This is a genomic window from Exiguobacterium sp. s40 (genome assembly GCF_018617905.1).
GTDB lineage: Bacteria > Bacillota > Bacilli > Exiguobacteriales > Exiguobacteriaceae > Exiguobacterium > Exiguobacterium mexicanum_A.
This window is the reverse complement of sequence record NZ_JACSLC010000007.1, coordinates 128,196-141,451: the sequence shown is the minus strand read 5'-3', so window position 1 is coordinate 141,451 and position 13,256 is coordinate 128,196. Positions and strand designations below refer to the sequence as shown.

Here is a 13,256-nt window from a genome sequence, read left to right as displayed (position 1 = left end):
CCTTTTCTCGAATCTGTTAACTCGCTATGACTAGTATACTTCTTGATCCACCGATATAGAACCGAACGACTACTGATTTGATGTCTGGAAAGGACTTCCACCATGGTGACCCCATCGAGATAGTCACGTACGGCCGCTATTTTCTGTTCCTTTGTGTACAGCTTCCATGTCCTCGACTCCTTCAAGGCGTCGATTCCGCCGGTCTCGAATTTCACTTTCCACACCCGGAGGGTATGCTCAGAGACGTCATGGGCCTCCTCGATTTCCTTCCACGTATATGTTTCTTCTTCCATCATCCGTAGTGCACTCAGTTTTTGTTCGATTGAATGCCGACTTCTCGCCATAAAAAACACTCCCCAATCAGATAAACAGATTTGTTATTTCATCTGTCTACCTATTGGGGAGCATATCAAATTGTGGGGCGGACCTGTTTGTTTAAGCAGAGATGGCCTGACGTCGTAACCTAATGAATACATCGACGAACGCCGGATCCCACTGTGTACCGCGACCGCTCTCTAAAATCGATAGAGCCTTCTCGACTGGCATCCCGTCCCGATATGGACGGTCAGAGGTCATAGCGTCATATGCGTCGGCGATTGCCATGATACGACCGAAGAGCGGAATCTCCTCTCCGACCAACCGATCCGGATATCCGCGCCCATCAATCCGTTCATGATGGGACCGGACACCTGCCAATATCGGTTGTAACGCAGCCGGTAGGGAAATTTGATTCAAAATATGAATTCCGATGGTCGGGTGTTCTTGAATTTGCGCGAACTCATGATCCGTCAGCTTCCCTTCCTTCAACAACACATCGTCACGGATACCAATCTTCCCGATATCATGGAGTAGCGCCGATTTGCGGAGCAGCTCGATTTGTCCGGCCGGCAACTGGAGCGCCTGTGCCAACTCGACAGAATAGGCGGCGACTCGCTCGGAATGCCCGGCCGTATACGAATCCCGGGCATCGAGTGTTGCAGCGAACAAGACGAACAGACTGTTCAACAGTTGCTCGTTTTCCGCATCCCGATACGTGACGTTCGTGACCATCTGATTAAAGCCCGTGACGAGTTGGGCGAACTCATCCGAGTAAGGATTGTCAATCTGATTCAATCGTCCGGCATCTAATGCGGCGACCCCTTCGGTTAATGCACTGATTGGACGTTTGATATTGTCATACAGCAAAAAGCTGCTAAACGTCGCGACCCCGATGATAACGACTAAAATCACAGCCGCCCACTGCCAGTATGCATCGACCTGATTGACAGTCGACAGTTGCACCCCGGACGCGAGGATGAACAATGCGACCGGGAACACACCGATGACGAGCATGCTGATCAATAGTTTCGTCCGGACGCTAATGGAGCGATACGTCGCTTGGAGCGGCCGCCCGTACAAGTTTCCGCTCATCTCCTGCAACTGAAGCAACAACGGTTCAACCGAGCGATAGGTCAAAAAGAATTCAATCAACGCATGCAAGATGGCGATTAAAATAGCACCGAACGCCGCCAAGCCAATCAACCGATACGGCAAGTCAATCCACCCTTGTTCGATGGCGAGTGCCGTCATACTCATCGCCGGCACGGACAAGCCGAACAAATGTGGACCGAGAATCCGTTTCACCGTCAACGTAGGAAAGTGACTCGTTTGATCGAACGCCTGTTGAAGCTCCTCATACGTTGGTGTCTCTGTTTGAAACACACGACGGATCGGCCGGATGTGACGTCGATAAAGAAGCAGTTCAAGCCCAATCATCATCATCCCGGACAGCCCCATGATAGCCAAGAGGATGAGCATCTCCGTCTTGGATAAATCGAGCGTCTGAAAGATGAACAGCCCCCCGACACCGAACACGGCGATGCCTGAACCCCATATGTAATTCATGATTAATGTGTGTTGAAATCGTTGGTACATCTTCCCCTCACTCCTGCCTTTTCGTCGACCTCTTTCTTATTATATCGACAAAAGTGACACTTTTTTACAGAAATACGAAAACGGGCCCCTTTTTAGGGACCCGTCCTTCACCGTTACGGACGACGTGGACCTTCGTTGTCATCAAGTGAACGATTGTCTTGATCTGGCGTGACGTTTTCATGGAACGGGTTCGGTTCTGGACCATCCACGTTCGTCACGTCAGATTGTGAGGCTTGCGGACGATTCGTTTCACGTTTCAACTCTTGTTTCGTTTGATCCGCTTCACGCTTCGACTGCTCCATACCTTGTTTCGCCTGTCGCTTCGCAGCCTCGGCTTCTTGGTTCATTTGGGCTTTCTCTTGCTCGAGACCTTCTTTTGACACTTCTGTCTCATCGATTCGCTTCTCAGCTTTCTTCAAGTAGCGAGCTGCTGTCTCACGTCCGCCGAGACCGAAGGCAAGGCCGAAGGCGAGCGCAACTGCACCGAGGATGAGCAAGAATGCCGTATTGACGATCAATGGCGCAATGCCAAGTTGGCTGATGGCCATGAAGAAGGCGATTCCAAGAATCGCGTACTTCGCGACGTGGCGCAGGACGCTCGGTTGGCCAGCTCCATCTACGAGCACACTGCCGACGAGCCGCTCTGCCATGTTCGCGAGCCAGAAACCGACCGCCAAGATGACGATGGCTGCGATGACCATTGGCAAGTAAGCAAAGATTGCTGTTGCGAGTGAAGCCATAAAGTCGAGGTTCGCGACTTGAAGTGCTTCCGATACGAACAACAAGATGATGATGATTTGAACGATTGTTCCGATCACTTGTGCGATTGATGTCGATGACGACGAGCGACCACCGAGACCCATCTTATTAGCGAGTGAGTTGACGCCTAAGTTCTCAAGGAGAGACACAACGACGCCTTTCAACCATTTAGCAAGGAAGACACCTGCGAGAATCAAGACGATGGCCACGATGATATTTGGAATCATTGAAAAGACGTCGTTGAGCATCGAGATGGCTGGATCCGAGATTCCGCGAATATCGAGCGCTTCAAGCGCTGAAATCGTGACCGGGATCATAATTAAGATGAAGACGATCGTACCGACCACTTTCGCGAGACTTGACCCTTTCACGTAATCAGCCAAGTGAAGTTTCTCGGCGAAGCGGTTAAGACCTGCCGCTTCCAAGAACTTCGTCAAAATATCGCGGACGATTTTCGCAACGACATAACCAATCGCGAAGATAAGGGCTGCAGCGACAAGTTTTGGAATGAAGGCAAGGAAACTGTTCAACAAGTCTTCAAACGGACCGCTGATGCCTCGTAACCCAAGCGCATCGAGTACCGCTGGAAGAGCTAACAATAGGACAAGGTAAAAGACGATATTGGCGACCGTGTCGACCCATTTCGTCTGATTGACGCTCGTCGACTCTTGGCCCGTCTTCTCCATCAACTTGTTCAAGTTGAGACGATGACCTGCCATTTGAATACCTTTTTTCAAGAGCGTGGCGATAATCCATGCGACGAGCAGGATGAGACCTGCTTTAATCACGCCTGTGATCAAGCCAGAGAAGCCGGCATAGATTTGACTGAACGGTTGAGCGACAGCTGGTACGTTCAAGAATTCAAAGATAATTAAGAATGCGAGAAGCAGTACGCCGAAGAAGACGACTTTTGCGATGATCCGTTCAGGCGTCCACCGCTTTTCCTCTCTTGCAGGCTTTCCGGGTTCACCTTCTTGTTTTACCCCTACACGGTCGTCAAGGCGTGCTTTGCGAAGCGCTTTGCGCGTCACGTTTTCTAGAACTTTCGCCAAAATGAATCCGACGACAAGAATAAGCAATGCGAGCAAAAGCTCAGGCAGCCATGACATGAACGTGTTGAAATTATAAGTAGTATTGTTCATTTAACATCTTCCTCCAATCTCTTTTTGAAATGATTTCATTTATTTGACTCTTTGTATAAATACCAACATTTTCATCTCTTTAAACCTTGCCATTTCCTATTCCCGATAAATTCCCGATAAAGACTTGATGGGAAAACAGCTTTTTCAGAAAGCATTCTTAAAGAAAGAAGGCGTGTCTTTCTAGGTCAAATGTGATACGAATTAAAAGAAGAAGTCTTTTGGAGGAGGAAGTAAGATGAACATCGCCCTAATTGCCCATGACAAGAAGAAAGATGATTTAATCGTACTTGTGAAAGCCTACGCTCATGTCTTGGAAAAACATCATCTGTTCGCCACTGGCACGACCGGTAAGCGCATTGCCGAGGCGACAGGATTGCCCGTCCATTGCTTTCAGTCGGGCCCGCTCGGCGGAGACCAAGAAATCGGTGCCGCCGTCGCCCGGGGTGAGATGGACATGATTATTTTCTTCCGTGACCCATTGACGGCTCAACCGCACGAACCTGATGTGAGTGCCTTGATGCGTCTCTGTGATGTCTATTCCATCCCTTTGGCCACTAACATGGGCGGAAGTGAGATTCTCATCCGCAGTATCGAGCAAGGCGATTTTGAATCGCTGACCTTGACCCATAATGACAAACCACCAGTATGAACAACTTATCAAGAAGAAGAGAGGAATTTTTCTGAAACCACACGTATCGAACGACCCGGTCGTTCAACAGTTTTACGATCAAGTCCGTACGCATTTAAACGACTTATTAGATGACAAGCAGCAAGCCGATCGCTTGCTTGACAGTTTAGCCGGCTATATTCAACAGGCGGAAAAGAACGGGCAGCCTCTCGAAGGACTCACGAAACAAAACCCGCACGACTATGCTCGATTTTTAATTGAACAACCGGCGACAAACGAAGAATACCAACGTCGCTACCATATGATGATTGAGACGACGGATGAATTGAAACCTCATGAGAAAGCGCAGGCGAATCGGGAATTCGATTGGGCGATTGAGCGGCTCAACGAAGTTCAAGTCAAGCTCCAGGATGTCGAGATGCGTGATGTCTCCTTTTTAGCCTATACGAAAATTGAGGCGATCAAGTCATCTCGTCGCGTCTGGAATCAATTCGGTTGGCTACTCGGTATGATTTTGGCATTCGCCTACGCCAACTTATTGCTTGTAATGGATGATGTGTTCAGTCTGCGCTTGTTCACGGCACCCGCTACACCTTACCCGCTCGATTATTTCGGCTTCGTCCTCCCTGTTCTATTGACCGGTGCCATCTTTGGCCTATTGACCCGTTTCCGTCACCACTTCCAAACGCTAGGACGACGGATTGTCTTCGCATTGCTCATCATAGCCCTGTACGTCGGTTTCGTGTTATTGACCCAACCTATCCTGTTCTCGCTCGGATGGTCGTTCTTGATTCAATTGACGCCTGTGTATGCACTCATTCTGCTAGCAATCAGTGGATTCATGGCCATGTGGACATTGATCGAGTTCGTCTGGAAGAACACGCGGTGCCACCTCGGCAATGAGACGTTAATGATTTATTATTGATCACGCCATTCTCTCTAGGAGATGGCGTTTTTTGTTTGAACCTTTGCTAGAACGGAAATTACTAATAGCGTGACGTCAATTAAAAATGAAACGAAATCGAAGGAGGCACAACATGTCGGATCGTAAAATTATTGGGTTGTTCCATAACGAGCAAGAAGTCATGGATAAGGTGAATGAACTCAAACAAGCTGGGGAAGCAGAGAAAAACATGCATGTCGTGGCCAAGCGGGACGGGGAAATTTCCGCCTTGCGCTACCATACCGATGTGAACGCCGAATCGGGGATTCGTGATGTCAACTGGCTGGACCGTGTGAAAGCGTTCCTTCACGGCAGTGACCGCATTCGTGATGAATTGCGGAACATGGGACTCAGTGATGCGGAGGCTGAAGAGTATTATACGTCGATCGATGCCGGCAAATTATTGCTTTACATCGATAAACACTCATACGAACGCTATCCAAATATGTATAAGAAAGATAGTGAACTCGACCATGATAAAGGGGAAGAAGCGGATGGCATCGCCTTCGACGCGAAGCCATTCAATGATCACGACGAAGAACCTCGCGGTACGAAAGAGGACCCGATCGTCCGCGGACATTCCGGTCTAGAAGACCACCGGCGATTATAAGGAGGAAACGAAGATGAGTGAGAAACGGTTTATCAGCATGTATGACACACAGGACGCGGCACTCGGAAAAGTCGAGGAGTTGCGTGCGAAGGGCTATAAAGACTCAGACATCTATGTCGTCGCCAAACATGAAGATAACGTCTCGATTTTGCGTCGTCAAACGGACGTCCATACCGAAGCAGCACACCACGCCGGCTGGTTTGATAAGGTACGGGCTTTCTTGAGCGGACATGAGGACGTCCATGCCGGACTTCGCAATATGGGCTTGAGCGAAGACGAGGTGAAGCGCCACTACAGCGATGTCGAGGCTGGAAAGATTTTAATCTATGTGGATGAAGATTTCGAGCGTCGTCATAATGAAGGGCTGACGATCGATTCGTCACCTTATACCGACTCGAGACACGATACGAGTCACCAAGGCCACCATACGGCCGATGGGCTTGAAATCGATTCGACGCCGTATAATGATCCGAAATCTGACACGACTCGTTCGACCCGCTCAGATCATCACACGTCCGATGGTGTGGAGATTGATTCGGAGCCATATAATGACCCGAAACATCGTGACGCGAACCGGGACGATCGCCATACGTCTGATGGTGTAGAAATCGATTCGAAACCGTTCAACGAATCGACGGCCGACAATCCAAACCGGGCCGTCGACCCCGAGCAGGACATATTGGATAAAAAATCCGAGTTGACTGACCGTGAGAACAAGTTGCGTGGACTCGATGACCGGGCCCTCCGAAACGATTACGAAGATCCAGACAATATCCGCCGTTTCTAACCAAGATGCAACAAGGACCTGACCACAACCCGGTCAGGTCCTTGTTTTACGTTAATCGGTTTTTCGGCTCTTCTCCTTCGAGCACGTTCACGATGGCTTCCCGATTGAGCGCCATCATGGCAAGCCTTGTCTTGATGGAGGCGCTGCCGATATGCGGCAACGTCGTCACGTTCGGGAGCGTCAAGAGTGGATGGTCCATCGCCACCGGTTCTTTAGCGAACACATCAAGTCCCGCCGCCCAAATCCGCCGTTCCTTCAGTGCTTCATAGAGCGCCGTCTCATCGATAATCTCGCCACGGGCGACGTTGATGAAGACCGCTGTCTCTTTCATTTTCGCGAACTGCTCTGCGCCTAACATCCCACGTGTCTCTTCGGTGAGCGGCGCGAGGACGACGACGAAGTCGGACTGTTCGAGCAACTCGTCGAGTTCCGCATAGACGAAGCCATACATCGATTCCGATTCATGGCGACGCGTCCGATTATGGTACAACACATCCATGTCGAAGCCGCGGGCCCGACGTGCGACCGCTTCCCCGATTCGACCCATGCCGATGATCCCGAGTTTGGCACGGTACAAGTCCATCCCGACGTAACCCATCGGCGTCCACGATTTCCATTCTCCGTCTCGTAAATCGCGTTCTGCTTCCCCGAGCCGACGTGCCGTCATCATCATCAATCCGAACGCGAGATCGGCCGTCGTCTCTGTCAACACGTCCGGCGTGTTCGTCACAACGATGCCGCGTTCCTTGGCCGCTCCAATATCGATATTATTATAGCCAACCGCCAAGTTCGAGATGACTTCGAGTTGCGAGGCCTGTTCAATCACTTCCCGGTCGATTGTATCACTGAGCATCGTCCAGAGCGCATGCGCTGACGCCGCTTCTTTCAACAAGACGTCGCGCGGGACGCTCTTCGCTTCTTCTTCCCACATGCGGACCTCGTACTTGTCTCGCAGTGGCGCCACTGCTTCTTCCGGTAACCGTCTCGTAATGTAAATGCGTTTCTTCATTCCGTCTCCCCCTTTGTCTTGTCTCGACCAGTTTATCAAACGTGTCGAATCAAGGTTTCTTTTTCGTTACTGGATTTTGCTCCATGAACTGCTCGAATAGCGAGCCGAAGTCACTGTTAAGCAGTTGCTCGATTGTTTTCGATGAGTCCATCGCGTTCCGGTACGCAACTTCGTTGATGGCAAGTCCGATCGCCCAGGTGATGCCTGACGCGACAGTCGCATTGATGACACTCGCGGCGGCGTTTGCCCCTGGGAAGAACTTCATGACGTTCAATAAAATCGTCTTCGAGAGCGCCCGACCGATTTGAGGGATGATGGTGCTCCCAATCAGCGTCTTCAACATATCGTCATTCGCTTTCACACCCCAATAACGGAACAAGTGAACGCTCATCGTCACTTGAATCGGCGTGAGCGCGATCGCATCGGCGAATGGGAGCGGGACCGCCGCCGCCGTCCCGGCACTGGCGACATAACCCGAGATGATCCGGTTCGCTTTCTTCCGTTTCAGCTTGAGCATTGCCTCGCTCTCTGCGTGGATCTCCATGAGCAGTCCTTCTTGGAGCGATTGGTCGAGTTGTTCGACAGACCAGGTGACGAGACGCTCCCAATCGAGATGGTTCCGAAGTTCTTGGTCATTCAACAGCTCTTCAGCGACACTGACTTGGAACACGGCCTGTTCCGGGACAACGTCCACTAACTCATTTCGGAGCGCCGTCAGTTCATCTAGGTCGACTTGATCGATTTGCGTCAACAAGACCGCGACCGACGTCGCTTCGTTCAATTGTTTGATGAGCGCCCGATCAAGCGGCGTGACCCGTTTCATCGAAGCGTTGATGGCATACCAGACAAGATGAATTTGTTCGGCCGCCCCTTTCGTCTGGGCCCGTTCGACGAAACCGATGACTTCATCAGCATATGCTTGTTGCCGGGCACTCCCAATCTCATACCCTTCACTGTCATAAAGCACGATGGCGATGTCGTCACTCATGAACTGATGGATCCCGCGCGTTACCGGCTCGCCGGCGGCGACTTTCGTCAAGTCACGACCGAAGACGTGGTTGACGACGGAACTCTTGCCCGACCCGGTCGCTCCCGCGATCAAGATGTTCGGTTTTTTTACTTTTCCGCGCAACCGGTCGAGTTCTTCTTTTAAATCGTACGTATCCAAATTGAATGGGACTTTTTTCTCCATGTCAGTTCCTCCTCATTGATTGAGCGTTCGGCCAAGCCGTCGCATCTCTTCCTCGAAACCACGGCGCACATCCAGCTCAATCGTCTGTTTGACCAACTCGTATTGCTGATCGACAGCTTTTTTGATACCTCGCTCCGCCGTCCTCCGTTTGAACGTCCAATAGATGAAGTGGACGCCCGGAATCATCCCGAGCACCATCTTCCGAACGGTGCGATTGAATGAATAGTCAAACCCGAGCTCGACCCGGCGTGTTTTGAACACAAGGTCAGGCGGGGCACCGACGAGCGGATAACGCTCCATCAGTTGAATGTAGTGACGAACACCTTGGGCCATCGCGGCCTCTGTGGTCTCGGCGGCCGCTTCGAGTGTTTGTTCCAAGTCTTTTTCGATTTGACGGGCTTTCCAGCTGATCATCACTTGCGGGGTGATCATGCGAATCGTTTCAGCCGAACGATAGCTTCGGGCGCGCCACGCCTCTAACTCGGTCAATAAATGACGCGTCAAGTTGTGTGGCAGTTTTCGTTCGACGTCTTTCCAGAGGTTGGTCCGATTACGTTGCCACACCGCCTCATATCCGATATGCGGCACGACTTGTCCACCGAGCAACTTCTTTTCGACACTGTTGACGCGAATCATCGCATCCCGTGAAATTCCGAGCTCACGCATGAGGACTGCTTCCATCGCCTCCGCCTTCTCGACGTTCATCGCACTGTCCGGGTTATAGTTCGTCAAGATGATCGTGACGTTGCTTCGCTTCGCATAGAGCGGTTTTAAAATGGCTTCTAACTCGTACGCCTCGACGCGTCCCGAGTTGATGGACAGTAAGTAATAGATCGTATGGAACCAATCGGCGATATCGAGTGCACCTTCCCGTTGATTGACGATGGACAATACCGCCTCATGCCATTCGTCGGATCGGTCCGCCTCAAGTCCCCATGTATCGAAGAAACGGAACAAGATGCCTCGCTCAAGGTCATAGTATTCATATTCATGCAGCCCTTCCTCCGTCACTGGGCTGCCGGCACGTGACTCGGCCACATCACGCCCGTAAATATAATTTAAAAAAGCACTCTTGCCGACCCCGGTCTTCCCCGCAATCAATATGTTCGAGACAAGCCCCGTGTTGTCCATATGGTTCCCCCTACATTCGTTATATAATAACCATTATACTAAACGGACAAATTTGAAACGTCCGACGGAAGGATGAGACCGATGTTACATCATGTCGAACTGTACGTTTCTGATTTGAACAAGAGCCTCGTGGCGTGGGACTGGCTCCTCACTGAGCTCGGCTATACCGTCTACCAACAATGGGAAGAAGGAAGGAGTTATCGTTTCGGCGATACGTATCTCGTCTTCGTCCAAACCGAGGCCGATTATCTCGAGCCGCCGTACCATCGCAAGAAGACCGGGTTGAACCATCTCGCCTTCCACGCCGAGTCGATTGAGCAACTCGTACGTTTCCGTGAAGAACTGACACAGCACGGATTCACCGAGCTCTACGCCGATCGGTTCCCGCACGCCGGAGGACCGTCCTACACCGCGCTTTACTTTGAAGATCCGGACCGGATGAAAGTCGAACTCGTGGCAACGATGTGAACAGTTGAAACGGCTTTCAAAAAAGTTTGTGAAAACAATTGCAAACTTTTTGTAGACCTCCTAGACTTAAGTTGTCTAAAGGAGGCCGTGTTCAAATGGAAAAACAAGCTGTCGAGTATATGGAAGAAGCCGCCTATAAAAAAGCGACGTTGTTGCGTCACGCGTTCGGTCACTACGCACTCCGCTCCATCGTCGCCGGTTTTCTGATTGGAATTGGGGTCGTCTTTGCCTTCTCCGTCGGAAACATGTTCATCGATGTGCCAGGAACGATGCTGTTCGCGGGGATGAGTTTCTCGGTTGCCCTCGTCTTCATTGTTTGGACGGGCGGAGAGCTGTTCACGAGCAATACGATGTATTTGTATACGGGCGCGAAACGCGGACGTGTCGACTGGCGCGATTTAACGGCCGTATGGGGCATCAGCTGGCTCGGTAACTTGGTCGGTGCGCTCATCCTCGTCGGGCTCGTCATCGGTGCCCATAGCATGGGCGACGTCAGTGCCGACCACCTGTTATCGGTCGTCGCCGCGAAAAAAATGGGCGGAGACGTACTCTCGATTTTCTTGAAAGGGATTTTGTGCAACATCCTCGTCTGTATCGCTATCTTTATGCCGTTGAAGACGAAAAATGACGTTGCGAAGATTATGCTCACGATGCTCCCGGTCGTCGTCTTTTTCGCCGCCGGTTTCGAGCACTCGATTGCCAATATGGGCATCTTCGGGCTCGCGCTCTATTACGCCCCATCTGAGGCGATCAACCTCGGGCTGGCGTTGAACAATCTCGTGTTTGCCACGCTTGGCAACATCGTCGGAGGCGCCTTGTTCGTCGCCGGGACGTACGTCCATTTGAACGCGAAACCTGCCGAGAAAAATATTGAATCGATCCGTCAAAACGCATAAAAAGACAGGGGCCCCGATGCGCAGGGCCCCTGTTATTGCTTGATTGAATGAAATTAAGCTTTAGATGAGTCGGCAGCAGCCGCTTGGACCGCTCCTTGTGCGACTTCTTCTTCTTCGACATCCCAGCATTCCGTGTTTTCGATGCCGAGTTTGCGGGCCGAGAAGCGCGGGTTGAGACCTTGGGCACGCTGTTCTTCGTAGTCACGAAGGACTTTGAAGGCAACGCCGCCGAGAAGCGTGATGGCTACCAAGTTGATTAACGTCATCCCGGCCATGAACAAGTCGGCAAGGCTCCAAACGAACCCGAGGCTTGCGACCGATCCAAGGAAGACGAAGCCCATCGTGAGAAGGCGGAAGCCGAAGACGGCACCTTTACTCTTCTTGATGAACTCGATGTTCGTCTCACCGTAGTAGTAACTACCGACGATCGAGCTGAAAGCGAACAAGAAGACACTGACAGCGATGAAGGCCGGAGCCCATGAACCGATTTGTTCAGACAATGCGTTTTGAAGGAGTGCAATCCCTTCGCCATTCCCTGCCGCATAGCTGTCAGAGAGAAGGACGATGGCTGCTGTTGCTGTACAGACGATCAATGTGTCTAAGAAGACACCGAGTGTTTGCATGAAACCTTGTTTGGCTGGGTGTGACACTTCTGCCGTCGCTGCGGCGTTTGGTGCCGAACCCATACCTGCTTCGTTCGAGAAGAGACCACGACGAACACCCATCATGATGGCTGCACCGACCGATCCACCGAACGCTTGCTCGATACCGAATGCGCTCTTGAAGATCATACCGAGCACAGCTGGTATTTCTGCGATGTTCATAACGACCACGTAAAGCGCGATCACCAAGTAAAGAACAGCCATGATCGGTACGACGATTGCTGAGAAGTTGGCGACACGTTGGACGCCCCCAAAGATGACGAGTCCAGTCAAGACGACGAGTGCAATTCCACCAACAGCGGCTTCAAGACCGAAGGCGTTATCGAACGCTGCCGCGATTGTGTTCGATTGGACTGAGTTGAAAATGAGACCGAATGTGAAGGCAATCAAAACCGCAAACACAATACCGAGGACACGGTTGTTCAAACCTTTTTCGATGTAGTAAGCAGGACCGCCGCGGTATGCGACATCGTCTTTTACTTTATACACTTGCGCGAGTGTACTCTCGATCATCGCGGTCGCTCCACCGACGAGAGCGACAACCCACATCCAGAAGACCGCCCCTGGTCCACCGAGCGTGATTGCAACTGTGACACCGGCCAAGTTCCCTGTACCGATCCGTGTTGCCGCTCCAATGAAGAACGACTTCGCCGAGCTGATGCTCTTACTGTCTGTGACATCTGATTTTTCGGTGACGACCCGGAACATCTCTTTTAAGTAACGGAACTGCATAAACCTTGTTTTGACCGTAAAGTAAATCCCGGCCCCGATCAATCCGCCGATGAGCACGTACGACCATAAAATGTTGTTTAAAAAGTCGACGCTTCCTTGCAGCAAGTTTTGTACAGCTTCCATGAATAAGTTCCTCCCTGTTGTGTGAATCTAAAGTTGAAATGTTTTATGATGTCTTAGTTCTGAATTATACAAATATTCTGACAATTAGCAATAATTTTTTTATAGGTCAGTTCACACAAACTTCATATGTTATATAATAAAAAGTGAGTGATAGCTTTATTTAAAGCGCTTACAAAGTTAAACCTAAGAAATAATAAATCTTTATTTCCCTACTAATTTTTGATGTCTACATTCAACTTGTTTCAAACCATTCGCTTTAT

General features: G+C 50.7%; 13 protein-coding genes. 6 read left to right on the top strand and 7 right to left on the bottom strand.

All coding sequences use genetic code 11. The annotated features are described in order from the left end of the window. From KNP02_RS08820 to KNP02_RS08810, 3 genes are all read right to left on the bottom strand, one after another. The coding region (locus KNP02_RS08820; RefSeq protein ID WP_214708334.1) for a transposase at positions 1 to 344 on the bottom strand (344 nt) is incomplete at its 3' end. A 91-nt stretch (positions 345 to 435) separates the two neighbouring features. Then, positions 436 to 1,914 carry an HD domain-containing phosphohydrolase gene (locus tag KNP02_RS08815; RefSeq protein ID WP_214708332.1) on the bottom strand — a complete coding sequence of 493 codons (1,479 nt, stop codon included), beginning with the start codon at positions 1,912 to 1,914 and terminating at the stop codon, positions 436 to 438. 113 nt (positions 1,915 to 2,027) lie between these two features. Next, complete coding sequence (locus KNP02_RS08810; RefSeq protein ID WP_214708330.1) at positions 2,028 to 3,815, bottom strand: mechanosensitive ion channel; 1,788 nt, start codon at positions 3,813 to 3,815, stop codon at positions 2,028 to 2,030. A gap of 235 nt (positions 3,816 to 4,050) precedes the next feature. Here KNP02_RS08810 and KNP02_RS08805 point away from each other — a divergent pair, with 235 nt between their 5' ends. The 4 genes from KNP02_RS08805 to KNP02_RS08790 all read left to right on the top strand — a co-directional run bounded on the left by KNP02_RS08805 (position 4,051) and on the right by KNP02_RS08790 (position 6,783). Beyond that, entirely contained in the window at positions 4,051 to 4,464 is a 414-nt protein-coding gene (locus tag KNP02_RS08805) for a methylglyoxal synthase (protein WP_034780495.1), read from the top strand. Then, on the top strand, positions 4,445 to 5,368 hold the full coding sequence (locus KNP02_RS08800) for a hypothetical protein (RefSeq protein WP_251129214.1): 924 nt from the start codon (positions 4,445 to 4,447) through the stop codon (positions 5,366 to 5,368). The genes KNP02_RS08805 and KNP02_RS08800 overlap by 20 nt, the downstream gene beginning before the upstream one ends. A gap of 112 nt (positions 5,369 to 5,480) precedes the next feature. Beyond that, on the top strand, positions 5,481 to 5,996 hold the full coding sequence (locus KNP02_RS08795) for a YflT domain-containing protein (RefSeq protein ID WP_029596367.1): 516 nt from the start codon (positions 5,481 to 5,483) through the stop codon (positions 5,994 to 5,996). Between the two features lie 13 nt (positions 5,997 to 6,009). Beyond that, positions 6,010 to 6,783, top strand: a complete 774-nt coding sequence (locus tag KNP02_RS08790) for a YflT domain-containing protein (RefSeq protein ID WP_131471951.1) — start codon at positions 6,010 to 6,012, stop codon at positions 6,781 to 6,783. 46 nt (positions 6,784 to 6,829) lie between these two features. Here KNP02_RS08790 and KNP02_RS08785 read toward each other — a convergent pair whose 3' ends face one another. The 3 genes from KNP02_RS08785 to KNP02_RS08775 are packed head-to-tail and all read right to left on the bottom strand — an operon-like array spanning position 6,830 to position 10,115. After that, positions 6,830 to 7,792 (bottom strand): 2-hydroxyacid dehydrogenase, encoded by a 963-nt coding sequence (locus tag KNP02_RS08785; protein WP_214708328.1) that lies wholly within the window; start codon positions 7,790 to 7,792, stop codon positions 6,830 to 6,832. A gap of 49 nt (positions 7,793 to 7,841) precedes the next feature. Further along, positions 7,842 to 8,984, bottom strand: a complete 1,143-nt coding sequence (locus tag KNP02_RS08780; RefSeq protein ID WP_034780484.1) for a YcjF family protein — start codon at positions 8,982 to 8,984, stop codon at positions 7,842 to 7,844. Between the two features lie 12 nt (positions 8,985 to 8,996). Beyond that, positions 8,997 to 10,115 (bottom strand): GTPase, encoded by a 1,119-nt coding sequence (locus KNP02_RS08775; RefSeq protein ID WP_214708327.1) that lies wholly within the window; start codon positions 10,113 to 10,115, stop codon positions 8,997 to 8,999. Between the two features lie 81 nt (positions 10,116 to 10,196). On the opposite strand from KNP02_RS08775, the gene KNP02_RS08770 reads away from it, so the two are divergent. Together KNP02_RS08770 and KNP02_RS08765 are read left to right on the top strand one after the other, a co-directional pair. After that, the gene (locus tag KNP02_RS08770) at positions 10,197 to 10,583 is read left to right on the top strand and encodes a VOC family protein (RefSeq protein WP_214708325.1); all 387 of its coding nucleotides are present in this window, start codon (positions 10,197 to 10,199) and stop codon (positions 10,581 to 10,583) included. 95 nt (positions 10,584 to 10,678) lie between these two features. Next, positions 10,679 to 11,479, top strand: coding sequence for a formate/nitrite transporter family protein (locus KNP02_RS08765; protein ID WP_214708323.1), 801 nt, complete (start codon positions 10,679 to 10,681; stop codon positions 11,477 to 11,479). A 53-nt stretch (positions 11,480 to 11,532) separates the two neighbouring features. On the opposite strand, the gene KNP02_RS08760 is transcribed toward KNP02_RS08765, so the two are convergent. Next, positions 11,533 to 12,996 carry an alanine/glycine:cation symporter family protein gene (locus KNP02_RS08760; protein WP_214708322.1) on the bottom strand — a complete coding sequence of 488 codons (1,464 nt, stop codon included), beginning with the start codon at positions 12,994 to 12,996 and terminating at the stop codon, positions 11,533 to 11,535. Positions 12,997 to 13,256: the final 260 nt, after the last annotated feature.

Coding starts and splice junctions, on each gene's coding strand:
- KNP02_RS08815 (WP_214708332.1), bottom strand. CDS start 1,914: ATGTACCAACGATTTCAACACACATTAATCATGAATTACATATGGGGT.
- KNP02_RS08810 (WP_214708330.1), bottom strand. CDS start 3,815: ATGAACAATACTACTTATAATTTCAACACGTTCATGTCATGGCTGCCT.
- KNP02_RS08805 (WP_034780495.1), top strand. CDS start 4,051: ATGAACATCGCCCTAATTGCCCATGACAAGAAGAAAGATGATTTAATC.
- KNP02_RS08800 (WP_251129214.1), top strand. CDS start 4,445: ATGACAAACCACCAGTATGAACAACTTATCAAGAAGAAGAGAGGAATT.
- KNP02_RS08795 (WP_029596367.1), top strand. CDS start 5,481: ATGTCGGATCGTAAAATTATTGGGTTGTTCCATAACGAGCAAGAAGTC.
- KNP02_RS08790 (WP_131471951.1), top strand. CDS start 6,010: ATGAGTGAGAAACGGTTTATCAGCATGTATGACACACAGGACGCGGCA.
- KNP02_RS08785 (WP_214708328.1), bottom strand. CDS start 7,792: ATGAAGAAACGCATTTACATTACGAGACGGTTACCGGAAGAAGCAGTG.
- KNP02_RS08780 (WP_034780484.1), bottom strand. CDS start 8,984: ATGGAGAAAAAAGTCCCATTCAATTTGGATACGTACGATTTAAAAGAA.
- KNP02_RS08775 (WP_214708327.1), bottom strand. CDS start 10,115: ATGGACAACACGGGGCTTGTCTCGAACATATTGATTGCGGGGAAGACC.
- KNP02_RS08770 (WP_214708325.1), top strand. CDS start 10,197: ATGTTACATCATGTCGAACTGTACGTTTCTGATTTGAACAAGAGCCTC.
- KNP02_RS08765 (WP_214708323.1), top strand. CDS start 10,679: ATGGAAAAACAAGCTGTCGAGTATATGGAAGAAGCCGCCTATAAAAAA.
- KNP02_RS08760 (WP_214708322.1), bottom strand. CDS start 12,996: ATGGAAGCTGTACAAAACTTGCTGCAAGGAAGCGTCGACTTTTTAAAC.